Genomic DNA, 23,821 nt, shown 5'->3' with positions numbered 1-23,821 from the left:
GACCCGTGCCAGTCGTCGTCGTCACCGATTCATCGTCGCGGTTGCCGCGCGCCGTGACCGATCACTATGGCATCCGGCAGGTACCGCTCCACCTCGAACTCGACGGCACCGACTACCTCGAAGGCGTCGACGACATCCCCGACGACATCATCTCGACGCCGGGCGTGACGACCTCTGGTGCCAATCCACACGACCTCGCGATCGCCTACGAGGAAGCACTGGCCGCGAGCGACGGTGACGGCGTGGTGGCGGTCCACATGTCGCGCAGGCTGTCGGGCACGTGGGGCGCAGGCCGGTTGGCGGCCGAGAAGTTTCCCGGACAGGTGCGGGTGGTCGATGCCAGGTCGGTCGGCCTGGCCGTCGGCTTCACCGCGATCGGTGCCGCCCAGGCCGCGGCGTCCGGCGCCGATCGGGACCGCGTGTACGAGTCGGCGATCCGACAGGCGGCCACCGTCGACTCGATGATCTGCGTCCACCAGCTCGACAACCTGCGCCAGAGCGGCCGGATCAGTGCGGCCAGCAAGATGTTGGGTTCGGCGCTGTCGATCAAGCCGATCCTGCACATGGTCGACGGAATCCTCACGCTCAAGGAGCGCCACCGCACCTTTTCCAAGGCGCTCACCAAGATGGTCGATGCGGCCGTCGAGTCGGCCGACGGCAGGCCGGTCACCCTCGGTGTCCAGCACAGCGCGGCCCCCGAGCTGGCCCGAGAACTGGCAGGCCAACTGACCGAGCGGCTGCGGGTCGTGACGTCGGAACTCATCGTCGATCTCGGGCCGATCCTGGGCTGCCATGTGGGTCCCGGGGCCATCGGGGTGGCGATCGCCACCGGCCTCGATCCCATCGAGGTCTGAGAAGACCGGCCGCCGCGGGCCGTTCACAGATCCGGATTCATCCACAGATCGGGTCTGCCGGCCGGTTCCCGGCCGTCATCGGCGGTTCCGGTTCTTAGGCTCATCGGTCATGAGCACCTCTGCGCGACGACCCTCCTTCGGTGCGCCCGCGGTCGAGCACCGGGGCGGGCGGCGCTCCCGCTCCGCGCTGGACCGGCTGTCGCCGCCGGCCGCCGAACCGAACGCGCCGCAGGACCGTGACGCCGAGATCCCCGACGTCCGTGACACCGACGTCTCCGAGGTGTGGGGCTCCGGTCCCGACGCTGCTCCCGACGTCGGTCCGGTCGCCGCTGCTCGCATCGACGATACGGTCGGCCATCCTGCTGCCGACACCGGTGCGGTGGACAGCCCGTGGGGGGTCGCGGCGGTGCCCACCTGGCTGGATCCCGTTCCGCCGGAAGACCGCCCGCGATCCCGGATGATCGTCGGAGACAGGTTCGGTGACCTCGATCCGGACGATCTGGACGAGCCGGGCCCGAGGCGGCGGTTCGCCGTCGCCCCGCCGGCCGCGATCGCCCTGATCCTCGTCGGCATCGTCGCATGTTCGGTGGCCGGGTTCTCGTTGCTCCGAGGCGGATCCGGTGACGCGACGACACCCGTGGCCTTTCCGATGTCGGCCGGGCCGACGAGTTCGGCTGCGGCCCCGGCCGCGTCGGTTGCGTCGGCCGGGTCGTCGCCGCCCGCCGCCGAGGAGCTCGTGGTCAGCGTCGTCGGCCTGGTGCATCGGCCCGGACTGGTCCGGCTGCACGGGCAGCCGCGCGTCGCCGACGCCATCGATCGGGCAGGCGGTGCCCGTCGAGGCGCAGATCTCCTGTCTCTCAACCTGGCTCAGCGGCTGAGCGACGGTGATCAGATCCTGGTCGGCTACGCCGGCAGCGGTGGACGGATGTCGATCCGCAGCGCCGTCGTCGGGCCATCCGGTCCCACCGGCGCGTCCGGGCCACCGTCGTCCGCCAACGGGGGACCGGCGTCCTCGTCGCCGACGGCGGGCGCAGCGGGCAAGGTCGACCTGAACACCGCGACCGAGGCGCAGCTCGACGAGCTGCCCGGGGTGGGCCCGGTGACTGCCAAGGCCATCATCGCCTGGCGCGAGGCCCATGGGCGGTTCGGGTCGGTCGAGCAACTCGGCGAAGTCGACGGCATCGGACCGGCCCGGCTCGCGAAGCTGCGCGACCTGGTCATCGTGTGACGCGCAGGTGGACGATCGGTGGGCTCGTTCCCGCCAATGACTACCGGCTGGTCGTCCCCGCATCGGTCGTGTGGGTGGTCAGCCTGGTCGGGCTGCTGGGCCTGCCGGATACCCTCTGGCCGATCGTGATTGCCGGAAGTGCCGGATGCATGGCGTCCGTTGTGGCCGTCCGACTGGGGTGGGTGAGCTGGGCGGCGGTGTCATTCGTGGTGGTGATCTGCGGTCTGGCAGCGGTGACGGCGGGATCCCTGGCGATCCGCCTCGATGCGCTTGCCGCACATCCGTTGTCGCACGTCGACGGGAAGGCCCGGGTCACGGTCGTCATCCGCGACGACCCGGTGACCCTCGATCCGGGAGCGCGGGTCCGGATTCGCGTCGACGTGGCCGCGGTCGCCGGTCGCGACTGTCGCCGTATCGGTGCCGAGCTGACCGGTGTGGCCGATGGCTGGGCGGAAGTCATGCCAGGACAGCATGTTTCGGCTTTGGTGCGCATCAGCCCGCCTCGAGGTCACGACCTGATGGCAGCACGGCTGTCAGCGGTGTCAGAGCCGCGACTGGTCGGTCGCCCGCCACCGCACCAGCGTATGGCGGGCGAGATCCGTCAACGGCTGAGGGTGCTGTCGGCGCGCGCACTCGGCCCGGATGCCTCGGGTCTGTTGCCGGGGCTGGTCCTCGGGGACACGAGCATGCTCGGCGCGGAGGTGCGCGACGACTTTCGGGCGGCCGGATTGACCCACTTGCTTGCCGTGTCCGGCAGTAATTTCGCGATCGTCTGCGGGGCAGCCATATTCGGGATCCGGTCGTTGGGCGCGTCGCCGTGGGTCACGGCGGTGGCCGGGACCATCGTCCTGGTGGGTTTCGTGATCCTCGTCCGCCCGTCGCCGAGCGTATTGCGGGCGGCGATGATGGGCATGGTCGGGCTGCTGGCACTGGTCGGGTCACGGCGGGCACGGGCGATGCCCGCCCTCGGCGCGGCCACCGTCATCGGACTGCTGTGGTGGCCGGAACTGGCCGTCGCGCCGGGGTTCGCGTTGTCGGTGCTGGCCACCGCGGGTTTGGTGCTGTGGTCCGGCGGACTACGAGATTGGTTGCGAGATCGGCGTGTTCCCCCGATGCTGGCGGAGCTCGTGGCGATGGCGGTGGCCGCTCAACTGGCCACCGCACCGGTCATCGCGGTGCTGAGCGGACGATTCAGCATCGTCGGGCTGCTGGCCAACATCCTGGTCGTCCCGGTGGTCGGTCTTGTCGGTGTTGTCGGAACGGCGGCCGCCGTGGTCGGCGCCATCGGAGGACCGGACGGTTTCGGCGCGGGCTGTGCCGAATTGGTCATCCGAGGTCTGGGACCGGAGCTGTGGTGGATGTTGATGTGTGCGCGCGTACTCGGCAGATTGTCCTGGGCTGCGGTCCCGGTGCCGTCGGGCGTTGTCGGTGGGATCGTCGTGGCGGGCGGCAGCGGTCTGGCCGTGTTCGTGCTCCACCACCTGGCTCACCGTGCGGCGCGGCGCCGCGAACTCGATGCGCGGGTGCCCGGTCGTGGGCGCGATGTCGGGCGGGTCTGGCACCATGGTCGCCGTGACGCAACGCCTGCACCTGCTGCTCGGGGACGATGACTTCTTGACGGGCCGGGTGATCACGGCAGTGGTCGCCGAGCAGTCCGCGGCCACCGGTGCCGACATCCCGGTCACGCGGGTCCGGGCGGGCGACGTGACCGAGCACGAGCTGGCCGAACTGCTCAGTCCGTCGTTGTTCGCGGAGGATCGCATCGTGGTGGTCGAGTCGGCCGCCGAGGCGGGCAAGGAGCCCGCGGCGCTGATCAGCGAGGCGGCCGCGGAGTTGCCCGAGGGCATCACCTTGATGGTCGCCCACACCGGTGGCGGCCGCGCCAAGTCGATGGTGCCGGCGTTGAAGAAGGCGGGGGCGGTCGAGCACGATTGCGCGGGTCCCAAATGGCCGTCCGAGCGCATCGATTTCGTCCGCAACGAGTTCCGGTCACTCGGTGCGAAGGTCAGCAACGACGTCGTCGAGCAGGTCGTCGAGGGGGTCGGTTCCGAGTTGCGGGAACTCGCCGCCGCGTGCAGCCAGCTGGTGGCCGACACAGGCGGCAAGGTCACCGTGGACGCGGTCCGGCTCTACTACCAGGGCCGTCCGGAGATCACGGGGTTCGAGGTCGCCGACAAGGCGGTCACCGGCGACCGGGCGGGCGCCCTGGAGTCATTGGCGTGGGCCGAGCATCACGGGGTGCCTCGGGTGCTGCTGGCCGATGCTCTCGCGGAGGCGGTGCACGCGATCGCCCGGGTGCGGGCGATGGGGTCGATGGACCAGTACGCGGCCGCATCGGAATTGGGTATGCCGCCGCGGCGCGTGAAGAAGGTGCAGGCGCAGGCCCGGGCGTGGGACTCCATCTCGATCGCGTCGGCGATCGTCGTGGTCGCCCAGCTGAACGGCGACGTCAAGGGACAGGCCGCGGACGCGGACTTCAGCCTCGAGCACGCCGTCGCGAAAGTCGCGGATCTACGTCCGGCGCGCGAACGCAGCCGACGGGACTGACAGGACGCAACTCACCCCGGTGACCGCGTGAATGTCACCGGGGTGAGCCGTGAAGATCTGGCTGTAGCTGTTGGGGGCAGGTCAGAGCTTGTTGACTGCCAGCGCCATCGCCGACTTCTTGTTGGCGGCCTGGTTGGCGTGGATGACGCCCTTCGAGGCGGCCTTGTCGAGCTTCTTGCCTGCATCGGCGGCGAGCTCGGCGGCCTTGTTCTTGTCGCCTGCATCGGCAGCCGCGCGGAACTGACGGATCGCGGTCCGCAGCGACGAGCGCACAGCCTGGTTGCGCTGACGGCTCGCTTCGTTGGTGCGGATGCGCTTGACCTGCGACTTGATGTTTGCCACGCGTGTATACCTCTTTGGTTCGGGTTGGTACTCGTTGTTCTGTTTCGGCGGCGAGCGGGTCGCGCCTGAGCAGTTCGGACGGGTCCGGATCGGTAAGATCCTGCCGACACTGCGACAGCGCTCTACGTTACCAGCCGGGCTCGACAGCGCCCAAATCGTGACAGCCGGCCCTACCGGCCACCCCATCGCCAGACGATGCGCAAGGGTTTCCACCAACTAGGCTTCAACTCATCATGTCTGTTGTCTACGTGCATATCGGCCTGCCCAAAACGGGGACCACACATCTCCAGGATCGGCTCTGGCGGAACCGTGACCTGGCCATGCGGTCGTCGGGTCTCCTGTATCCGGGTGACGTCATCTCCGATCACTTCCACGCCGCGGTCCATCTCCAGCCCGAGCGCTACCTCGACTGGGTCGACCCGGCCTTCGCGCGCAAGTGGCCGACACTGCTCGCGCAGATCAAGGCGTGGCCGCAGACCTCCCTGCTCTCGCACGAGCTCTACGCCACGGCAACTCCGGAGCACATCGCGACACTGATGGACGACCTCTCCTTCGCCGACGAGGTGCACGTGATCGCCACGGTGCGAGACCTGGCGCGACAACTCCCGTCGGTGTGGCAGGAGAACATCAAGAACCAGCGAGAAGCGACCTTCGACGAGTTCCTGGCCTCCGTGCACACCTGCGGTCCGGCCCTCCCGGGATTCGTCGCGCCGACCGACGGCGCCGTCGAGGAACCGTTCTGGGAGTTCCAGGACTACATCCGGATCCTCGCCGATTGGGCTCAGGCAGTGGGGCCGGAGCGGGTGCACGTCGTGACCGTGCCCACGCGCCGCGACACGCCCGGCGACAATCTGTGGGAGAGATTCCTGCGGGTGCTCGACGTCGACCCGGCCGCCCTCACCATCCCGGTGCCCAGTCTCAACTCGTCGTTGTCGGCCGCCCAGGCGGAGTTCCTGCGTCAGCTCAACCACCGTTTGCAACCCACCGAGGTGGCATGGCAGCGCTACGAGCGCGTCATCAAAGGGCAACTGATCGGCGAGATCCTCTTCGAGGCGCCCAACGGGGCCCCACGTGGCCTGACGTCGGACCAGCGGACCTGGATCGCCCACACCGCCGACGAGATGATCGGCGAGGTGCGCTCGGCCGGCTACCGCGTATCCGGAGACCTCGGTGACCTGGCCGTGAGTCGGCTGGCGGCTGGTGACGCGTTGCCGCCGACGGTCCAGGACGTCCTCGACGTCGCCCTCGACACGATGTCCGAGATGGTCAAGGTGGCGCCGTTGCCTGCGGTCGGCCCGAGATGGAAGACCCGCGCGATGAACATCGTGCGTCGGATCCGGCGGCGTGCACTGGGAGTTCGCCGCTCGCTGTGAGTCAGGCATGCCGAACCGTCATGCCGAATCCGCGTTTTTGTAGCACCATGTCAAGTTATGAGTCCCGCGTCGACGTCCTCAGCGTCCACCAAGCGAGCCGCCACCAAGGCCGCCTCCGGCAAGTCGAACGCAACCGGAACGACCAAGGGTGCCAAGTCCGGCGGCGCCCGTGGTGACGCCAAGGCGGCCCCGGCAGCCAAGGGGCGGGCGCGTGACTCGAGTGCTCCCGCCAAACGAGCGAAGACCGTTGTGCGGGAACCGAAGGCGATCGATGACACGATCTTCGCCGGCTACTCGAAAGGCCCGTACGGCAAGGCTTTCGACGAGATGTTCGATGCCGACGGCGAGGTTCGTGCCCCGTTCCGGGGCATCTACAAGGCGATGGCCGAGTACGACCGCGCCGATCTCGACGTGCGCGTGGACGCGCTCGGGCGCGCCTTCATCGACCAGGGCGTCACGTTCTCGCTGTCGGGAAAAGAACGACCGTTCCCGCTCGACGTTGTGCCACGGGTCATTTCGGCGACCGAATGGACCAAGCTGGAGGCGGGGATCACCCAGCGGGTGCAGGCGCTCGAACTCTTCCTCGACGACATCTATGGTGAGCAGGAGATCCTTCGGGACGGCGTCCTGCCCAAACGTCTGGTCCACTCGTGCGAGCACTTTCATCGGCAGGCCGCAAACATCCGGCCACCCAACGGAGTTCGTATCCACGTCGCGGGTATCGACCTGATCCGCGACGAGAACGGCGACTTCCGGGTCCTCGAGGACAATCTCCGTTCGCCGTCCGGCGTCTCCTATGTCATGGAGAACCGACGAACCATGGCGCGGGTGTTCCCGGATCTGTTCTCGTCACACCGCGTCCGCGCGGTGGCCGACTACCCGAGTCACCTCCTGCGAGCGCTCCGTGCCTCGGCGGCCTTCAACGAGGCCGACCCCAACATCGTGGTGCTCACGCCCGGCGTCGCGAACTCCGCCTACTTCGAGCATTCGCTGTTGGCCCGCCTGATGGGGGTGGAACTCGTCGAGGGACGAGATCTGTTCTGCCGCGACAACATCGTCTACATGCGGACCACCGAGGGCGAGCAGCGGGTCGATGTCATCTACCGTCGCATCGACGACGACTTCCTCGACCCGATGCAGTTCCGCCCGGATTCCATGCTCGGCGTCGCAGGGCTCCTGAACGCCGCGCGGGCCGGCAACGTGGTGATCTCGAGCGCGGTCGGCAACGGGGTCGGCGACGACAAGCTGATCTACACCTACGTACCGGAGATCATCGAGTACTACCTCGGCGAGAAGCCGTCGCTGATGAACGTCGACACTCTGCGGTGCTGGCTCGACGACGAACGCGAGGAGGTCCTCGACCGCATCGACGAACTGGTGATCAAGCCGGTCGAGGGTTCCGGCGGCTACGGGATCGTGTTCGGTCCGGACGCCACCAAGGCGGAGCTCGACACCTTGGCGCGCAAGGTCCGCAACGATCCCCGCGGCTGGATCGCCCAGCCGGTGGTGCAGCTCTCGACCGTGCCGACCAAGATCGATGGCGACGTCCGGCCCCGACACGTCGACCTGCGGCCGTTCGCGGTCAACGACGGTGAATCGGTCTGGGTGCTGCCCGGCGGACTCACCCGCGTCGCCCTGCCGGAAGGCTCACTGGTGGTCAACTCCAGCCAGGGTGGCGGCTCCAAGGACACGTGGGTGCTCGCGTCGTCACGGTCGTCGGCGGAACGGGAACTCTCTGGCGCGAAGGTCGTCGACGCCAGCGGTGTTGCCGCCGCGCGGCCGGCCGAGAGTGCGCCGGACCCATTGCACACCCAATCCCAGCAACAGCAGCAGGGACAAGAATCCGCGTTGCCGCAGCAGGGCACGGGCACCGAGCGAGGTGGCCGCAAATGATGTTGGCCCGCAACGCCGAATCCCTGTACTGGATCGGCCGGTACGTCGAACGCGCCGACGACATGGCCCGCATCCTGGACGTCGCGATCCACCAGCTCCTCGAGGACGCGACGGTGGACGTGGATCGTCAGGCACGCCTGGTCATCCAGGTGCTGGGTCTGGAAACACCCGACACCGACGATCCGCTCGACGTGTGGACCCTCACCGAACGCGTCGCGTACGACAAGGATTCGGTCGGGTCCATCATCGACCTGATCCGCTCGGCACGCGAGAACGCCCGCGGTGCAAGAGAAGTGACCTCGAGCGAGATGTGGGAGTGTCTCAACACCACCTACAACGGACTCGGGGATGCCGAACGACGTGCCCGACGCCTCGGGCCGCACGAGTTCCTGTCATACGTGAAGAATCGGGCCGCGATGTTCGCAGGCCTCGCCGACGCGACCCTCAGCCACGATGACGGCTACCGCTATCTGCTCCTCGGGCGGTCGGTGGAACGGGTCGACATGACCATCCGAATGCTGTTGTCGCGTGCGGGAGACCGGGTCAGCTCGCCGGCATGGGTGAGCGTCCTGGTGTCGGCAGGCGCCCACGACACGTTCCTGCGTACCTACCGCGGCGTGCTCAACGCGGAGAACATCGTCGAGTTCATGTTGGTCGACCGGCTCTTCCCGCGGTCGGTGTTCCATGCCCTTCGTGTGGCCGAGAGCAATCTGGTCGAGTTGGAGAAACGTCCGAGCCGGGTTGGAGCCCAGGTGGAGGCCCTCCTGCTGCTCGGGCGCGCGCGCAGTTCGCTCGAGTTCCTCGAGCCGGGCAAGCTCCTCGACGACCTGCAAGATCGTCTGATCGACCTCCAGGACACCTGTCGTGAGGTGAACGAGGCGGTCACCGCACAGTATTTCCACGTGTCGCCCTACGTGTCGTGGGCGGACGCCCGGGTCAGCGATGCCGAAGATCATGTCATCGAGGAGAGTGAGCTGTGAGCTGGCGTCTGCGCGTCGTCCATTCCACCGGATTCGCCTACAAGAGCCCGGTCACGTCGTCCTACAACGAGGCGCGCCTCACCCCGCGCAGCGACAATCGGCAGAACGTCATCGTGAACCGTGTGGAGACGGTGCCCGCCACCCGGTCCTATCGATACACCGACTACTGGGGCAGCGCGGTGACCGCGTTCGATCTGCATGCTCCACACGAGGAGCTCGAGGTGTCGGGCATGTCGGTGGTGGAAACCGAAGCGGGAGAACGTCCCTCGGAGAAGGTCACATGGGACGAGATCCGCGGCGGGTATGTCGCCGATCGCTATGACGAGATGCTCTCGTACACCACATACGTGTGCAAGAACCGCCAACTGTCCTCTGCGGCAACCCGACTGGCGAAAGGGCTCGATCCCGAAGATGCCGTGGAGGCGGTGTGCCGGTACGTGCACGAGGAGATGGAGTACGTCCCGGGTACCACCGGCGTGCACACCACGGCCGTCGATGCCTGGAACGAACGCAAGGGCGTGTGTCAGGACTACGCGCACCTGACCTTGTTGATGCTGCGCAGTCTGGGGATTCCGGCCCGCTACGTGTCGGGATATCTGCACCCGAAGCCGAACGCCGAGATCGACGCGACTGTCGAGGGACAGAGCCACGCCTGGATCGAGGCGTGGACCGGCGGCTGGTGGGGATACGACCCGACCAACAACACCGGCATCAGCGAACAGCATGTCTCGGTCGGCGTCGGTCGTGACTACTCCGACGTGTCACCGCTGAAGGGCATCTACACCGGCGGCGGCGCAACGGATCTCGACGTCGTCGTGGAGATCACGCGACTCGCCTGAGTACCGGCCGCGGCCTGCGGAGGGTGCGCGCGAGGGCTCAGCGCCAGCCGAAATCGGTGCGTAGCCGCGTGGCGACGACCTCGAAACGATTCTGGTCGAGGATCGCCCCTTCGCGCCGGATGCCGTGTTCGGCGACCATCAGAACACGGTCGAGGCGGACGAAGCTCTCGCGGTGCCAGGAATCCCACACCCCGGTCCCGAGCGAGATCCAATCCGGATCCTCGCGGTGCCAGTCCTTGCTGGAGAGCATGAGGCCGAGCAGGTGGGAACGGTCGGCGTCATCGATATCGCGTCCGACGACCAGTACGGGCCGGTCCTTGCCCTTGTCCGCGCGGTCTTCGTAGGGGACCCACGTCCAGACGATCTCACCCGGATCGGCCGCGCCGTCGAGGTCGGGCGAGTAGAGGATCTGCCGGGCCAACTCGTGTGTCGGATGCCCGGGCGGCGGGCTCTGCACCCCGCCGGTCTCGCGGTCGGCGGTCACGTCGGCTCCGAAGTGAAGAAGGTCTCCGTGACCGCTTCGGCCGTGAGGGCGGCGGTCGGCTTCCGGTCAGGGTTCAGATTGTGTCCGACCTTCTCGATCTCGACGACGCGCACCGGTGCCGGAATCAGTGCGACGGCCGCGGTGAGTTCGTCCGGGGTCGCGAACGGATCGGTACTCCCGTGGACGATCACGGTGGGCACGGAGATCGAGGGGAGGTGCTCGGTCCGGAGGCGCTCGGGCTTGCCCGGTGGGTGCAGCGGGTAGGAGGTGAGCAACAGGCCGTCGGCGAGGTCGGGATTCTCGGCTACCGCCATCGATGCCTGTCGGCCGCCATACGAGTGACCGCCGACGATGAGGGGGCCGGTGGACTCGTCGCGAAAGGTTGCGCAGGCTGCGACGATGCCGTCGCGATCGGCAGCAGCCGTGGACGGACTCGGCGGCCCCTTGGGTCGCCGCTGCCGGTACGGGAGGTCGATGCGGGCGACGACGAGCCCGTGCGCGCAGAGTTCGGCGGCGATGGCACGCAGGATCACCGCGTGGCGATTGCCGCCTGCGCCGTGCGCGAGAACGGCCACGCCGCGGTTCTGGCCGGGCGGACGAGACACCTCGGCGACCACGCCGCCGGTGTCGTGGGAGGTCGTCTCAGGGGTGCTCGAGGCCATGTCACTCACGGTAGCGGCGAGCGTCCACGTCGACACCACGCTCAGGCATGAGAAACTGGTCTGGACATGCGGCCGCACCGACCGCGAACCATGCCACGCACGTTCCGAGGAGCAGTTCGATTCCCAACTTCGCCGACACCACCTTCACCGACCCTGCGCGGATCCGGAACTTCTGCATCATCGCCCACATCGACCACGGAAAATCCACCCTGGCCGACCGGATGCTGCAGCTCACCGGCGTGGTCGAGGAACGAGCGATGCGCGCCCAATATCTCGACCGGATGGACATCGAGCGGGAGCGGGGCATCACCATCAAGGCGCAGAACGTGCGTCTTCCGTGGACCGTCACCGATGCCGACGGCTCGTCCACCGACTACGTGCTGCACCTGATCGACACTCCTGGGCACGTCGACTTCACCTACGAGGTGTCACGCGCCCTGGAGGCCTGCGAAGGGGCGGTCCTGCTGGTCGACGCGGCCCAGGGCATCGAGGCCCAGACCCTCGCGAACCTCTACCTCGCGATGGAGAACGACCTCACCATCATCCCGGTGCTGAACAAGATCGATCTCCCGGCCGCCGATCCCGACCGCTATGCCGCCGAGATCGCCCACATCATCGGCTGCGAGGCCGACGACGTGCTGCGCGTCTCCGGCAAGACCGGTGAGGGAGTCGGTGCTCTCCTCGACAAGGTGATCGACGAGATCCCGGCGCCGACCGGTGACGCAGACGCGCCGGCGCGCGCGATGATCTTCGACTCTGTCTATGACACCTATCGCGGCGTGGTCACCTACGTGCGCGTCGTCGACGGTCGCGTCGTCCCGCGCGAGAAGGTCCTGATGATGTCGACCGGAGCGACACACGAACTCCTCGAGGTCGGCATCGTGTCCCCGGAGCCGAAACCGTCGAAGGGCCTCGGCGTCGGTGAGGTCGGCTACCTGATCACCGGCGTGAAGGACGTGCGTCAGTCGAAGGTCGGCGACACGGTGACCACCGCGCGCAACGGTGCCGAGCAGGCACTGACCGGATACCGGGAGCCGCGGCCGATGGTCTATTCGGGGCTCTACCCGGTGGATGGATCGGATTACCCGGTGCTACGCGAGGCCCTCGAGAAGTTGCAGCTCAACGATGCCGCACTCACATTCGAGCCGGAGACGTCGGTGGCGCTCGGCTTCGGTTTCCGCTGCGGATTCCTCGGCCTGCTGCACATGGAGATCACCCGCGAACGGCTCGAGCGGGAGTTCGACCTCGATCTGATCTCGACGGCACCGAACGTCGTGTACCGCGTGATCATGGAGGACGGTGCGGAGATCACCGTCACCAACCCGTCGGACTGGCCTGCGGGCAAGGCCAAGCACATCTACGAGCCCATCGTGAAGATGACGATCATCGCGCCCAGCGAGTTCGTCGGCACCATCATGGAACTGTGCCAGACGCGGCGGGGTGAACTCGGCGGGATGGACTACCTGTCCGAGAGCCGCGTCGAGTTGCGCTACACGTTGCCGATGGCGGAGATCATCTTCGACTTCTTCGATGCCCTCAAGTCGCGGACCCGTGGGTACGCGAGCCTCGATTATGAGGAGTCGGGGGAGCAGGAGGCCGACCTGGTGAAGGTCGACATCCTGCTGCAGGGCGAGGCCGTCGACGCCTTCAGCGCCATCGTGCACCGGGACGGCGCCTACACCTACGGCAACAAGATGGCGACCAAGCTGAAGGAACTCATCCCCCGCCAGCAGTACGAGGTGCCCATCCAGGCCGCGATCGGATCGAAGATCATTGCGCGCGAGAACATCCGCGCGATCCGCAAGGATGTGCTGGCGAAGTGCTACGGCGGTGACATCAGCCGTAAGCGCAAACTGCTCGAGAAGCAGAAGGAAGGCAAGAAGCGGATGAAGACGATCGGCCGTGTCGATGTCCCGCAGGAGGCCTTCGTCGCAGCCCTGTCCACCGATGCAGGCGGCGACAAACCGAAGGGGAAATAGTCTGATGAATCGTCCTGAGGTCAACCCGGTTCTCGCCGAGAGCACGCTGCCGCATGGACTGCCCGACTTCGCGGCGATCACCGACGATGATTTCCTGCCCGCCTTCACCGAGGCGATGGCGACCCAGATCGCCGAGGTGGAGGCGATCGCGACCGACCCGCGCCCGGCCACCTTCCACAACACGGTCGAGGCACTCGAACTCTCCGGTCGCGACCTCGCGCGGGCGAGTGGGGTGTTCTTCAATCTGGTCGGGCCGGACACGAATCCGGTTCGTAACGAGATCTCCCAGAAGCTCTCCACACTGCTCACCGACCACGCCAACACCATCGCGATGGACGGCCGCCTGTTCTCGCGGATCGCCGATCTCCATGAGCGCCGGGCCGACCTGGCACTGACCGAGGCGCAGGAACGACTGTTGGCCAAGCGGTTCCGCGAATCGGTCCGCGCCGGCGCAGGCCTCGGGCCCGACGATCAGGAGCAGATGCGACAGATCTCGTCGCGGCTGGCCTTCCTGACCACGACGTTCTCGCAGCGGATCCTGGACGACACCAATGCCTCGGCGGTGTTGGTCGACAACGAGGCCGATCTCGACGGGTTGTCGGACGGGGAGATCCGTGCGGCACGTCGCGCAGCCGCGGACGCCGGGCACGACTCCGGATACCTGATCACGCTGGAATTGCCGACGAGTCAGTCAGTGCTCACCTCGCTGACCGATCCCACGGTGCGGCAACGGGTCTTCGATGCCTCGGTCAACCGTTGTTCCCGCGGCAACGACCATGACACCCGCGAACTGATCCTGGAGATCGTCGGTCTGCGTGCCCGGCGCGCTCGGCTGCTCGGGTACACCGATCACGCCGAATACGTGATCGCAGAGCAGACCGCGCCGGACCCGGCATCGGTGACCGCGTTGCTCGGTGAGCTGACCGAATCCGCGATGCGGGCCGGTGGCCGGGAGCTGACGAGGCTGACGCAGCTGGCAAACCACGACATCGGACCCGCCGATCTCACCTTCTGGCTGGAACGGGATCGACGATCGAACTCCGCTGTACCACTGGACGACTTCGCGAACTACTGCGAGCTGGACAAGGTCCTGGAGCGGGGCGTGTTCCATGCCGCGGGCAAGCTGTACGGACTGCGATTCACCGAGCGGGGTGACCTGGCCGGCTACCACCCCGACGTCCGGATCTGGGAGGTCTTCGGCGAGAGTGGTCGAAGCGTCGGGTTGTTCCTCGGCGACTATTTCGCGCGACCCTCGAAGCGGGGCGGGGCGTGGATGAACAACATCGTCGACCAGTCGACGGTGCTTTCCACCCAGCCGGTCGTCGTGAACGTCCTCAATCTGACCAAGCCCGACGACGGCAAGCCGTGCCTGCTCACGATGGATCAGCTCACCACGCTGTTCCACGAATTCGGTCACGCTCTGCACGGGCTGTTGTCGGCGGTCGACTATCCGTCGCTGTCGGGAACGTCGGTGCCGCGCGACTTCGTCGAGTTTCCGTCGCAGGTCAACGAGATGTGGGCGCTGCACCCGGACGTGTTGTCGCACTACGCACGTCATCACGAGACCGGGGAACCGATCCCGGCCGAGCTGGCCGAGGCGGCGCGCGAGTCGGCGAACACCGAGACCGCTCACGCCACGATCGAATATCTGGCCGCCGCCGTCCTCGACCTCGCCTGGCACCGCATCACCGTCGACGACACCGTCGACGACGTCGAGGCGTTCGAACGCGCGGCACTACGGTCGGCCGGGTTCGTCGGCGATCTCATCCCGCCGCGATATCGCAGCGCCTACTTCAACCACATCTTCGGCGGTGGGTACTCGGCCGGCTATTACTCCTACATCTGGTCCGAGGTTCTCGACGCCGAGACCGAGCAGTGGTTTCTCGCCGAAGGCGGTCTGCAACGCACCAATGGGCAGAAGTTCGCCGAGGCCACCCTCTCCCGAGGCGACAGCGTCGATCCGCTTGTCGCACACGAGAAACTGATCGGTCGCCGACCCGAGATCGGTCCGCTGCTGGTGCGCCGGGGACTGGGAGCGGCCACCGGATAGCGTGTTCGATGACGTCTCGGCAGTTGATCGGCGACAATGGGGCGATGGGTGCCGATGATGTTGCCGCCACGAGAAATCTGCTGGACGAGAGGGCGCGGGATGCGCTGGGCGAACTGATCCAGACGCGCCACCACCTCCATTCCCATCCCGAACTGTCGAACCGCGAGGTCAACACCTCGGCGCTGGTGGCGGAGCGGCTGCGCCGGGCAGGCCTCGACGAGGTTCACACCGGCATCGCCGGGCACGGCGTGGTCGGCGTCCTGCGCGGCGGCCGCGCGGGAGATCGCGTCGCGGGTCTGCGCGCCGACATGGATGCTCTGCCGGTCGCCGAGGCCTCCGGTGTCGAGTTCGCGTCCACGGTCGTCGACTCGGAGTATCCGGGCGGTCCGTTCCCGGTGGCCCACGCATGCGGACACGACTGCCACACGTCGACCGTGCTGGGTGCGGCGGACGTGCTCGCGTCGGTTCGGGAAGACCTGCCCGGGACGGTGATGTTCGTGTTCCAGCCCGCCGAAGAAGGGCCGCCGATCGACGAGGCCGGCGGTGCCAAGGCCATGATCGACGCCGGTGCGTTCGCCGACCTGCGCCCGACGATGATGTTCGGCATGCATGTCGCCCCATTGCCCAAAGGCGTTGTGGGCTATGGCATCGGCAACCAGTACGCGGCGTCGTGCCTGGTGAGGATCGAGGTGGTGGGCAAGCAGGTACATGGCTCGATGCCCTGGTACGGCATCGATCCGATGCCGGCGGTCGCCGACATCATCTCCGGTACCGGCCAGTTGTACCGCCAGGTACCGGCCACCGACGCGGTGACGGTCTCGATCGGTCATGTCGAGGACGTCGGCCGGTTCAACATCATCGGTGAGCGGGTCACGCTATGGGGCACCATCCGCTGCCTCGACGAGACCTCCATGGGCACCGTGCAGGACAACCTCCGCCGAATGGCCGAGCATCACGCCGCGGCCTACGGGGCGAGTGCCACGGTCGAATATCTGCAGTACGTGCCGCCGTTGGCCAACACCGAAGAGTGGATCGACGCGATCCTGCCGACGGTGAAACGGGTCATCGGTCCCGACCGTCTGGTGGAGATGCCCGGGATGCTCGGCTATGACGACATGTCGGAGTTCACGCGTGCCTTCGGTGGTGCGTACCTCAACTTCGGTACCCAGGACACGCAGTTCGCCGGCGCATCGCTCGCGCCGGTCGAGGGCGGGCGAGGTATGGCGATGAATCACAGTCCGGCCTTCTACGCCGACGACGACTGCCTCGTGGACAGTTTGCGCATCCACGTCCAGGTGGCTTTCGACCATCTCGTGGGCGAAGTCCCGGCGTGATCCGCTGACTCTCGGATTCGATTGCGCCGCCGCTGCTGTCAGTGGTGGGCGGGCTGGAAGGTCCCGTGACTCGCGGCCTCCTCGGCCCGGATCACATGCATGACCGCGTTGATGAGCGCGAGATGGGTGAATGCCTGCGGGAAGTTGCCGAGATGCTGCCCGGTCTTCGCGTCGATCTCCTCGGCGTAGAGCTTCAACGGGCTGGAGTAGGAGAGCAGGCGTTCGCAGAGCGCCTTCGCTCGCGGGAGTTCGCCGATCTCCACGAGTGCCGACACCAACCAGAACGAACAGATGGTGAAGGTGCCCTCTTCGCCGGACAGACCGTCGTCGGTCTCCTCGACGCGGTATCTCAGGACCAGTCCGTTCTCGGTCAGTTCGTCGGCAATGGCCAGTACGGTGTTGCGGACCCGGTGGTCGTCGGAGGGCAAGAAGCGCAGCAGCGGCACGAGGAGCAGGGAGGCGTCGAGCGCGTCGTCGCCATAACGCTGGGTGAAGACGCCACGGGTGTTGACACCGTTGGCGAGGATGTCGTCGCGGATCTCGTCGGCGATCTCGGCCCATTGCCTGGCGTAGGACTTCTCGCCGTGCAGTGCGGCCAGCCGCGAACCGCGGTCGAGTGCCACCCAGCACATGACCTTCGACGAGGTGAAGTGCTTGGGCTCACCACGCACCTCCCAGATCCCGCGGTCCGGCTTGCGCCAGTTCTTCACCGCCTCCTCGACCTGTGCCTTCAGTACCGGCCACAACGTCTCGGGAACCGCCTCGTTGGACTTGGTGTTGAGATACACCGAGTCGAGCATTGTTCCCCAGATATCATGTTGCGCTTGGTTGTACGCGCCGTTGCCGATGCGGACCGGTCGCGCGCCGTCGTAGCCGGACAGGTGGTGGAGTTCTGCTTCCTCGAGGGTGCGTTCGCCGCCGACCCCGTACATCACCTGCAGCGGGTGATGTTCGGAGTTGGTCACGCCGGACACGTCGGCGATGAACGAGAAGAAGTCGTCTGCCTCACGGTCGAGCCCGAGTGTGTAGAGACCCCACAGCGCGAACGTCGAGTCGCGCACCCACGCGTAGCGATAGTCCCAGTTGCGTTCGCCGCCAGGGGTTTCCGGGAGCGATGTGGTGGCGGCCGCGAGCAGGGCGCCGGTCGGGGAGTAGGTGAGCCCCTTCAACGTGAGGGCCGAACGTTGCAGATGGGTACGCCACGGGTGGTCGGGGAAGGTCCCGGCGTTGATCCACTGGCGCCAGCATTCCGAGGTCGACCACATCTTCTGGGCCGCCTCCTCGAAGTTCTGCGGGGCAGGCTGGCGCGACCACGACAGGGCGACGAAGCGGTCGTCGCCCTCGACGAGCCTCGTACGCGCGCGTGCCTCCCGGCCCTCGAGTCCCAGCCTCAGGTCGGTCGTGAGCTTCAGGGTGGGGCTCGGCGAGGTGGTGTTGGTGCCCGTCGCGATCGCCTCGCCGTAGGCCGGTCCCGTGTACTCCCACACGGTGTTGCCGCGGTGATAGTCGAACGCCGGCTCGCAACTCATCGACAGTTCGACGGTCCCCGACACGCAGCGCACCGTGCGCAACAGGATGTGCTCGGCATCCCAGTCGGTCGGTGTGCGCCGGTGGGTGGTCGAGCGACGCTCGTTGTCGTGCCACGGACCCATCACGAGGGCGTCGCGCACCACGATCCAACCCGTCTCGGTCTGCCAGGTGGTCTCCACCATCAGACTGCCGGGGAGGTAGCGACGGTCGACGGGGACGTTCACGCCGTACGGCGCCAGTCGGAAATGACCGGCGCTGCGACCGAGGATGGCGCCGAACACGCTCGGCGAGTCCGGCCGGGGCACGCACATCCACTCGATGGACCCGTTGCGGGCGATCAGGCAGTTGGTCTCGGTGTCGGAGAGAAAGGCGTAGTCACCGATGGGTGGGAAGGCATTGTGCACCGCCGTGGCCGGCGAGAACGCCTTGGCCTCGGGCTCGGTGACGGTCGAATCCGGCCCGTGCGACGCGGTCGCGGTCGGCAGTGCGGTGACGGCGGCGTCTTCCGGGACGGTCATGGCTATATCATTGCGATCGGCCCCTGTTGTCGCCACTCGACCGGCGACCGGACTGTCGGGTGTTTTATTCAGACTGAGCGAAACTCTCGATCGGTGTCCGATTCGGGCGAACTGCGGGAAGAGGTGAACGATGACATCGGTGAGTGCCTGGTGGGACAGCGTCGAGGAGTGGCTGACCGGACTGTCCTTCGTCCCGCAGCTCCTGGTGACCCTGATCGTCGTCATCCCGTTGGCGGTCCTGATCGCCGCCGTCCTCAATCTGCTGGTCGATACGGTCTCCGACGTCCTCGATCGCAGACGCTTCGCCGATGACGACGGGAAGGGGCTCTAGGCCATGATCCGTTCCCGCGTGACCCTCGCCCTGATCGCCCTGATCGTGCTGGTGGTCCTCGCGTGGGTGCTCACCCGCTAGCACAGCGCACTGCGCACCCCAAATCATGCATCTGACATGCGCAGGACACCGAAACGGCATTGCTAGCGTTTACGCGTCCGAGGTTGTGCCGGGGGCGGACGGGCAGGTGCTCGGTCACCCCGGTCCAGGCGTGTGAGTCCGGGAGGATTGCGTGGCGAGATCCGTGGTTGTGCGGAGGTGGCGAACCGCCGTGGTGGCGGCTGTCGCACTCATGGCCATCACCAGTGTGACGGCGTGTGGAGCCGGTTCGACCGACGAACCCGGGGGGGTCGACATCTCGAGTGGCAGTCGGCACCTGAATCTCGTCGCGTACGCCGTGCCGAAGCCCGGTTTCGACTCCATCATCCCCGCGTTCCGGGACACCGAGCAAGGTCATGACATCGGTTTCTCCCAGTCCTATGGCGCCTCGGGTGATCAGTCGCGCAAGGTTGCCCGGCGGGTCCCGGCCGACGTCGTCAACTTCTCGGTGGAGCCCGACATCACGCGTCTGGTGAAAGAGGGCGTCGTCGACGAGGACTGGAAGAAGCAGGCACCCAATAACAGCACTCCGTTCGGCTCTGTGGTGGCCCTCGTGGTGCGCAAGGGCAACCCGAAGAACATCCGGGATTGGGACGACCTCCTCAAGCCTGGAGTGCAGGTCGTCACACCCAATCCGGGCAGTTCGGGATCGGCGAAGTGGAACCTCCTCGCGCCGTACGCCGCGAAGAGCGATGGTGGCCGCAATTCCCAGGCGGGCCTCGACTACGTGAGCGAACTCGTCCGGGATCACATCAAGGTGGTGCCCAAGTCCGGCCGTGAGGCGACAACCGCGTTCGAGCAAGGGCAGGGCGATGTCCTGATCAGTTACGAGAACGAGGCGATCATGCTCAACCGGGCCAACTCGTCGGTGCCTGCCGACGAGCAGGTCGACTACCTCCTCCCATCGCAGACCTTCAAGATCGAGAACCCGGTCGCCGTCGTGAACACCTCGACGGACAAGGAAGGCGCCAGGTCGTTCGTCGACTACCTCTTCACCCCCGCGGCCCAACAACTGTGGGCGCAGGAGGGTTTCCGTCCGGTGCTGCCGGACGTGATCGCACGGACCCACGGCCTGTTCCCCGGCGACATCGCGAAGCTCTGGACGATCAAGGAGCTCGGCGCGGTGCTCGGTGAGGGCACGGCAGCGGAGAACGACGGCAAGGACCTGACCGGATGGAAGGCCGTCGACTCGGCCCTGTTCGGGTCGAAGGGCGCCATCACCGAGATCTACAACGCGGGAGGCCGGCAATGAGTACGCAGACGGTGGACTCCACCCCACCGGGAGGGTTCCTCGGGCGAAACCGGACGTTCAGCGGGGTATCGCCTGCCGGGGTCGGTGTCGCCTGGCTGTGGCTCAGCGTGATCGTCCTGCTCCCGCTCGCCGCGATCACGGCGCAGGCCTTCACCGACGGTTGGGGCGGCTTCTGGGATGCGGTCACCGACCCGAACGCACTCGACGCGCTGTGGATCACGGTCCTGGTCTCCGTGGTCGTGGCGCTCATCAATGTCGTGTTCGGCACGTTGATCGCCTGGGTGCTGGTCCGCGACGACTTCCCGGGCAAGGGATTCGTCAATGCGATCATCGATCTGCCCTTTGCGTTGCCGACGATCGTGGCCAGCCTGGTGCTGCTCTCTCTCTACGGTCCGAACAGTCCGATCGACATCCAGCTCAATGCGACGAAGCCGGCACTGGTGATCGCGCTGACCTTCGTCACTCTGCCGTTCGTGGTGCGGCAGGTGCAGCCGGTGCTCATCGAACTCGACACCGACGTCGAGGAGGCCGCGGCGGTTCTGGGTGCGGGCAACTGGATCATCTGGACCAAGATCATCATGCCCGCGCTGTTGCCCGCCATCCTGACCGGCGCAGGCCTGGCCTTCACCCGTGCGATCGGTGAGTTCGGCTCGGTGGTCCTGATCGGCGGCAACATCCCCGGCGACACCCAGGTGGCGTCGCAGTACATCCAGCAGCAGATCGAGGTCGACGAGCCGGTCAACGCCGCGGCCGTGTCGGTGATGCTCCTGGTGATCGCCTTCGTCGCCCTGCTCATCCTGCGGATCGTCGGCCGCCGTCAGTCCATGCGAGAGGAGCAGGATCGGTGAAGGTCTCCAGAACCACGCGATATACGTTGCGCGCCATCGCGCTTCTCTACCTGTTCATCCTTCTCGTCGTGCCGGTGGGGCTGATCTTCTGGCGGTCGTTCGAGCACGGCCTCGGGCAGTTCTGGGAGTGGATCACCACCCCGGCGGCCATCGCCGCCCTGCAACTGAGCTTGCTGATCGTGGTAATCGTGGTGCCGCTCAACGTGATCTTCGGCATCGTGACCGCCCTGGCCCTCGTCCGCGGCCGGTTCCCGGGGAAGGGCTTCCTCCAGTCCGTGGTGGACCTGCCGTTCGCGGTCTCACCAGTGGTGGCGGGTGTCGCGCTGATCCTGCTGTGGGGTTACGGCGGATGGTTCGGCGGGATCGAGAGCACCGGATTCCGCGTCATCTTCGGATTCCCCGGGCTGGTGCTGGCAACCTTGTTCGTCACCCTGCCGTTCGTGGTGCGCGAGGTGGAGCCGGTGCTGCGTGAGATCGGCACCGAGCAGGAGCAGGCGGCGGCGACCCTTGGCGCCAACGGGTGGCAGACCTTCAGCCGGATCACGTTGCCCGCCATCCGCTGGGGACTCACCTACGGCATCGTGCTGACGATCGCCCGCGCTCTCGGCGAATACGGCGCGGTGACGATGGTGTCGTCGAATTTCCCGGGCATCTCGCAGACCCTGACACTCCTGGTGAACTCGCGGTACACCGATGACTACAACGAGTTCGGTGCGTACGCCGCGGCGACGCTGCTGATGCTGGTGGCGATCCTCGTCCTGGTGGCGATGACGCTCATCGAACGGCGGGCAAAGGGCCGGTACGCCGTCGCGAGCGAAACCTACACCGGCAGTACCGAGACCGAGGTCGAACCCGATCTCACCGTCCCCCACGGACCCGCATCCATCGATGCCCAGCAAGTCGTGCAGCACAAGGAAGGCGTGTGACATGTCCATCTCGGTTATCGGCGCGAACAAACGGTACGGGGATTTCGCGGCGCTCGACGATGTGTCGATCGACATTCCGGAAGGGTCGTTGACCTCGTTGCTCGGACCGTCGGGCTCAGGCAAATCCACCCTCCTGCGGGCCATCGCGGGTTTGGACAGTCTCGACTCGGGCACCGTCATCATCAGTGGTAACGACGTGTCGGGCGCGGCGCCGCAGAAGCGTGACATCGGATTCGTGTTCCAGCACTACGCGGCCTTCAAACACCTGACCGTGCGCGACAACATCGCGTTCGGACTCAAGATCCGCAAGCGGCCCAAGGCACAGATCGATGCCAAGGTCGACGAGCTACTCGACATCGTGGGACTCACCGTGTTCCAGCGGCGCTTCCCGTCCCAGCTGTCGGGAGGCCAGCGTCAGCGCATGGCATTGGCCCGCGCGCTGGCGGTGGACCCGCAGGTCCTGCTGCTCGACGAGCCGTTCGGTGCCCTGGATGCGAAGGTCCGCGAGGATCTGCGAAAGTGGTTGCGGCGCTTACATGAAGATGTCAACGTCACCACCGTCCTGGTCACGCACGATCAGCAGGAAGCGCTCGACGTGAGCGACCGGATCGCCGTGCTCAACAAGGGGCGGATCGAGCAGGTCGGCGCGCCGGATGACCTCTACGACCGTCCGGCCAACGAGTTCGTGGCGTCGTTCCTCGGATCCACCGTGCGCCTCAACGGTGAGCTGGTGCGTCCGCACGACATCCGGATCGGCCGCAATCCGGAAATGGCCTTGCCGGCCGCGGATGCGTCCCTCGACACCGGGGTGATCAAGGCGACGGTGCAGCGGGTGGTCCATCTCGGATTCGAGACCCGGGTCGAGCTGATCGCGGCCACCACCGGTGACGAGTTCCAGGCGCAGATCACGCGAGGCGATGCCAACGCGCTCAACCTGCAGGCGGGAGAGGCGATCTACGCGCGTGCGACGAAGGTGGCCGCGCTGACCGACTCCTGAGTGGGAGCATCCTGCGCGAACGCCGTACGGGTGGAGGCCGCAGTCCAATAGTGGTGGCACACCGCGTCGATGATGTCGCGATGGGCGCCAAGCGGTCCGGCGACCAGGGCGCCGGGTGCGTGGACATCGAGCGCGGCCTCGACCCGTTCGGTGAGCAGTCCGGCGGACAGGAAGTAGGGACTCATCGCGATGCGGTCCGCTCCGGCGGCGCGCAGTCGGCGAACCGCGCTGCGCAGCTGGTGCTCCCGTGGTCCGAGCTTGGTGGCGAACACCACTTCCACCGGACGGTTCAGCAAGGTCGACAGTTCGATGGCCCGGCGTCGGACGTGGCGATCGGCTGCCGGGTCCGATGATCCGACAGCGCTCAGGATGATGCCTGCACGCCGACAGGCGGGTTCGCCCAAGCCGGCTTCGCACAGCCGCTCGGCCAGCGCATTCGCCAGCGGGAACGTTCCGATCACCTCGGATCGGATCACCACCCGACCCGGGCGGTCGTGCTCGGCGATGATCGCGGGCAGGTCGATCTTCTGGTGATAACCGGCCGCGAAGAGCAGCGGCACCACCACACAATCACCGGCGATCTCGTCGAGGGCATCGCCGACCAGGGGGGCGTTGAGATCGAGGTACGCCAGGCGTACCCCGACACCCGGAAGCGTGGCCGCGACGGCGTCGCGCACGCGGCCGGCAGTCGCCGGGAAACGCGCGTCACGACTGCCGTGTGCGACCAGCAGCAGGGTAGGGGTCAACGTAACCGA

21 protein-coding genes are annotated in these 23,821 nt (G+C 66.9%); 16 read left to right on the top strand and 5 right to left on the bottom strand.

Annotated elements, in window-relative coordinates; all coding sequences use genetic code 11:
* The first annotated feature begins 5 nt into the window (after positions 1 to 5).
* From OVA31_RS01710 to holA, 4 genes are all read left to right on the top strand, one after another.
* The gene (locus OVA31_RS01710; RefSeq protein ID WP_267629415.1) at positions 6 to 854 is read left to right on the top strand and encodes a DegV family protein; all 849 of its coding nucleotides are present in this window, start codon (positions 6 to 8) and stop codon (positions 852 to 854) included.
* A 109-nt stretch (positions 855 to 963) separates the two neighbouring features.
* Positions 964 to 2,082, top strand: a complete 1,119-nt coding sequence (locus OVA31_RS01705; protein ID WP_324290167.1) for a ComEA family DNA-binding protein — start codon at positions 964 to 966, stop codon at positions 2,080 to 2,082.
* Positions 2,079 to 3,692 (top strand): ComEC/Rec2 family competence protein, encoded by a 1,614-nt coding sequence (locus tag OVA31_RS01700; RefSeq protein ID WP_267629414.1) that lies wholly within the window; start codon positions 2,079 to 2,081, stop codon positions 3,690 to 3,692. Before OVA31_RS01705 ends, OVA31_RS01700 begins: the two co-directional genes overlap by 4 nt.
* Entirely contained in the window at positions 3,646 to 4,629 is a 984-nt protein-coding gene (gene holA / locus OVA31_RS01695) for a DNA polymerase III subunit delta (RefSeq protein WP_267629413.1), read from the top strand. Before OVA31_RS01700 ends, holA begins: the two co-directional genes overlap by 47 nt.
* A gap of 81 nt (positions 4,630 to 4,710) precedes the next feature.
* Here the strand turns inward: holA and rpsT are convergent, their stop codons facing one another.
* Positions 4,711 to 4,971 (bottom strand): 30S ribosomal protein S20, encoded by a 261-nt coding sequence (gene rpsT / locus OVA31_RS01690; RefSeq protein WP_161058634.1) that lies wholly within the window; start codon positions 4,969 to 4,971, stop codon positions 4,711 to 4,713.
* A gap of 233 nt (positions 4,972 to 5,204) precedes the next feature.
* On the opposite strand from rpsT, the gene OVA31_RS01685 reads away from it, so the two are divergent.
* From OVA31_RS01685 to OVA31_RS01670, 4 genes are read left to right on the top strand one after another with little or no spacing between them, the layout of a single operon-like run.
* Positions 5,205 to 6,344, top strand: a complete 1,140-nt coding sequence (locus OVA31_RS01685; protein ID WP_267629412.1) for a sulfotransferase family protein — start codon at positions 5,205 to 5,207, stop codon at positions 6,342 to 6,344.
* Between the two features lie 57 nt (positions 6,345 to 6,401).
* Entirely contained in the window at positions 6,402 to 8,237 is a 1,836-nt protein-coding gene (locus OVA31_RS01680; protein WP_267629411.1) for a circularly permuted type 2 ATP-grasp protein, read from the top strand.
* Positions 8,234 to 9,217: an alpha-E domain-containing protein gene (locus OVA31_RS01675; RefSeq protein ID WP_267629410.1), complete on the top strand. Its 984-nt coding sequence runs from the start codon at positions 8,234 to 8,236 to the stop codon at positions 9,215 to 9,217. Before OVA31_RS01680 ends, OVA31_RS01675 begins: the two co-directional genes overlap by 4 nt.
* Positions 9,214 to 10,056, top strand: a complete 843-nt coding sequence (locus OVA31_RS01670; RefSeq protein WP_267629409.1) for a transglutaminase family protein — start codon at positions 9,214 to 9,216, stop codon at positions 10,054 to 10,056. Before OVA31_RS01675 ends, OVA31_RS01670 begins: the two co-directional genes overlap by 4 nt.
* A 37-nt stretch (positions 10,057 to 10,093) precedes the next feature.
* On the opposite strand, the gene OVA31_RS01665 is transcribed toward OVA31_RS01670, so the two are convergent.
* Together OVA31_RS01665 and OVA31_RS01660 are read right to left on the bottom strand one after the other, a co-directional pair.
* Positions 10,094 to 10,540: a type II toxin-antitoxin system PemK/MazF family toxin gene (locus OVA31_RS01665; protein ID WP_267629408.1), complete on the bottom strand. Its 447-nt coding sequence runs from the start codon at positions 10,538 to 10,540 to the stop codon at positions 10,094 to 10,096.
* Positions 10,537 to 11,202 carry an alpha/beta fold hydrolase gene (locus OVA31_RS01660; protein WP_267629407.1) on the bottom strand — a complete coding sequence of 222 codons (666 nt, stop codon included), beginning with the start codon at positions 11,200 to 11,202 and terminating at the stop codon, positions 10,537 to 10,539. Before OVA31_RS01660 ends, OVA31_RS01665 begins: the two co-directional genes overlap by 4 nt.
* 47 nt (positions 11,203 to 11,249) lie before the next feature.
* On the opposite strand from OVA31_RS01660, the gene lepA reads away from it, so the two are divergent.
* The 3 genes from lepA to OVA31_RS01645 are packed head-to-tail and all read left to right on the top strand — an operon-like array spanning position 11,250 to position 16,565.
* A complete protein-coding gene (gene lepA, locus OVA31_RS01655; protein ID WP_267629406.1) occupies positions 11,250 to 13,181 on the top strand; it encodes a translation elongation factor 4 in 1,932 nt (643 codons plus the stop codon).
* A 4-nt stretch (positions 13,182 to 13,185) separates the two neighbouring features.
* Positions 13,186 to 15,231 carry a M3 family metallopeptidase gene (locus OVA31_RS01650; RefSeq protein ID WP_267629405.1) on the top strand — a complete coding sequence of 682 codons (2,046 nt, stop codon included), beginning with the start codon at positions 13,186 to 13,188 and terminating at the stop codon, positions 15,229 to 15,231.
* A 44-nt stretch (positions 15,232 to 15,275) separates the two neighbouring features.
* Positions 15,276 to 16,565, top strand: a complete 1,290-nt coding sequence (locus tag OVA31_RS01645) for a M20 metallopeptidase family protein (protein ID WP_267629404.1) — start codon at positions 15,276 to 15,278, stop codon at positions 16,563 to 16,565.
* 38 nt (positions 16,566 to 16,603) lie between these two features.
* Here OVA31_RS01645 and OVA31_RS01640 read toward each other — a convergent pair whose 3' ends face one another.
* Positions 16,604 to 18,613: a glycoside hydrolase family 15 protein gene (locus tag OVA31_RS01640; protein WP_267629403.1), complete on the bottom strand. Its 2,010-nt coding sequence runs from the start codon at positions 18,611 to 18,613 to the stop codon at positions 16,604 to 16,606.
* 130 nt (positions 18,614 to 18,743) lie between these two features.
* On the opposite strand from OVA31_RS01640, the gene OVA31_RS01635 reads away from it, so the two are divergent.
* The 5 genes from OVA31_RS01635 (at position 18,744) to OVA31_RS01615 (ending at position 23,066) form a co-directional block, all read left to right on the top strand.
* Positions 18,744 to 18,944: a hypothetical protein gene (locus OVA31_RS01635; protein WP_267629402.1), complete on the top strand. Its 201-nt coding sequence runs from the start codon at positions 18,744 to 18,746 to the stop codon at positions 18,942 to 18,944.
* Positions 18,945 to 19,236: 292 nt separating this feature from the next.
* Entirely contained in the window at positions 19,237 to 20,295 is a 1,059-nt protein-coding gene (locus OVA31_RS01630; protein WP_267631365.1) for a sulfate ABC transporter substrate-binding protein, read from the top strand.
* Positions 20,292 to 21,143 carry a sulfate ABC transporter permease subunit CysT gene (cysT, locus tag OVA31_RS01625; protein ID WP_267629401.1) on the top strand — a complete coding sequence of 284 codons (852 nt, stop codon included), beginning with the start codon at positions 20,292 to 20,294 and terminating at the stop codon, positions 21,141 to 21,143. The genes OVA31_RS01630 and cysT overlap by 4 nt, the downstream gene beginning before the upstream one ends.
* Positions 21,140 to 22,069, top strand: coding sequence for a sulfate ABC transporter permease subunit CysW (gene cysW / locus OVA31_RS01620; RefSeq protein WP_267629400.1), 930 nt, complete (start codon positions 21,140 to 21,142; stop codon positions 22,067 to 22,069). Before cysT ends, cysW begins: the two co-directional genes overlap by 4 nt.
* Before the next feature lies 1 nt (position 22,070).
* Positions 22,071 to 23,066, top strand: coding sequence for a sulfate/molybdate ABC transporter ATP-binding protein (locus tag OVA31_RS01615; protein WP_164309133.1), 996 nt, complete (start codon positions 22,071 to 22,073; stop codon positions 23,064 to 23,066).
* On the opposite strand, the gene OVA31_RS01610 is transcribed toward OVA31_RS01615, so the two are convergent.
* The gene (locus tag OVA31_RS01610) at positions 23,024 to 23,812 is read right to left on the bottom strand and encodes a sirohydrochlorin chelatase (protein ID WP_267629399.1); all 789 of its coding nucleotides are present in this window, start codon (positions 23,810 to 23,812) and stop codon (positions 23,024 to 23,026) included. The two genes, OVA31_RS01615 and OVA31_RS01610, sit on opposite strands and share 43 nt — an antisense overlap.
* Between the last annotated feature and the right edge of the window lie 9 nt (positions 23,813 to 23,821).

The organism is Gordonia sp. SL306 (assembly GCF_026625785.1).
GTDB lineage: Bacteria > Actinomycetota > Actinomycetes > Mycobacteriales > Mycobacteriaceae > Gordonia.
Note: the sequence above shows the minus strand (reverse complement) of the source record. Positions and strands in the feature narration are given on the sequence as shown.

What these genes read in the sequence shown, in the direction of transcription:
- OVA31_RS01650 (WP_267629405.1), top strand. Translation starts at nt 13,186, where the DNA reads ATGAATCGTCCTGAGGTCAACCCGGTTCTCGCCGAGAGCACGCTGCCG.
- OVA31_RS01630 (WP_267631365.1), top strand. Translation starts at nt 19,237, where the DNA reads ATGGCCATCACCAGTGTGACGGCGTGTGGAGCCGGTTCGACCGACGAA.
- OVA31_RS01645 (WP_267629404.1), top strand. Translation starts at nt 15,276, where the DNA reads ATGGGTGCCGATGATGTTGCCGCCACGAGAAATCTGCTGGACGAGAGG.
- OVA31_RS01660 (WP_267629407.1), bottom strand. Translation starts at nt 11,202, where the DNA reads ATGGCCTCGAGCACCCCTGAGACGACCTCCCACGACACCGGCGGCGTG.
- OVA31_RS01680 (WP_267629411.1), top strand. Translation starts at nt 6,402, where the DNA reads ATGAGTCCCGCGTCGACGTCCTCAGCGTCCACCAAGCGAGCCGCCACC.
- cysT (WP_267629401.1), top strand. Translation starts at nt 20,292, where the DNA reads ATGAGTACGCAGACGGTGGACTCCACCCCACCGGGAGGGTTCCTCGGG.
- holA (WP_267629413.1), top strand. Translation starts at nt 3,646, where the DNA reads ATGGTCGCCGTGACGCAACGCCTGCACCTGCTGCTCGGGGACGATGAC.
- OVA31_RS01640 (WP_267629403.1), bottom strand. Translation starts at nt 18,613, where the DNA reads ATGACCGTCCCGGAAGACGCCGCCGTCACCGCACTGCCGACCGCGACC.
- OVA31_RS01675 (WP_267629410.1), top strand. Translation starts at nt 8,234, where the DNA reads ATGATGTTGGCCCGCAACGCCGAATCCCTGTACTGGATCGGCCGGTAC.
- OVA31_RS01705 (WP_324290167.1), top strand. Translation starts at nt 964, where the DNA reads ATGAGCACCTCTGCGCGACGACCCTCCTTCGGTGCGCCCGCGGTCGAG.
- OVA31_RS01635 (WP_267629402.1), top strand. Translation starts at nt 18,744, where the DNA reads ATGACATCGGTGAGTGCCTGGTGGGACAGCGTCGAGGAGTGGCTGACC.
- lepA (WP_267629406.1), top strand. Translation starts at nt 11,250, where the DNA reads ATGAGAAACTGGTCTGGACATGCGGCCGCACCGACCGCGAACCATGCC.
- OVA31_RS01685 (WP_267629412.1), top strand. Translation starts at nt 5,205, where the DNA reads ATGTCTGTTGTCTACGTGCATATCGGCCTGCCCAAAACGGGGACCACA.
- OVA31_RS01615 (WP_164309133.1), top strand. Translation starts at nt 22,071, where the DNA reads ATGTCCATCTCGGTTATCGGCGCGAACAAACGGTACGGGGATTTCGCG.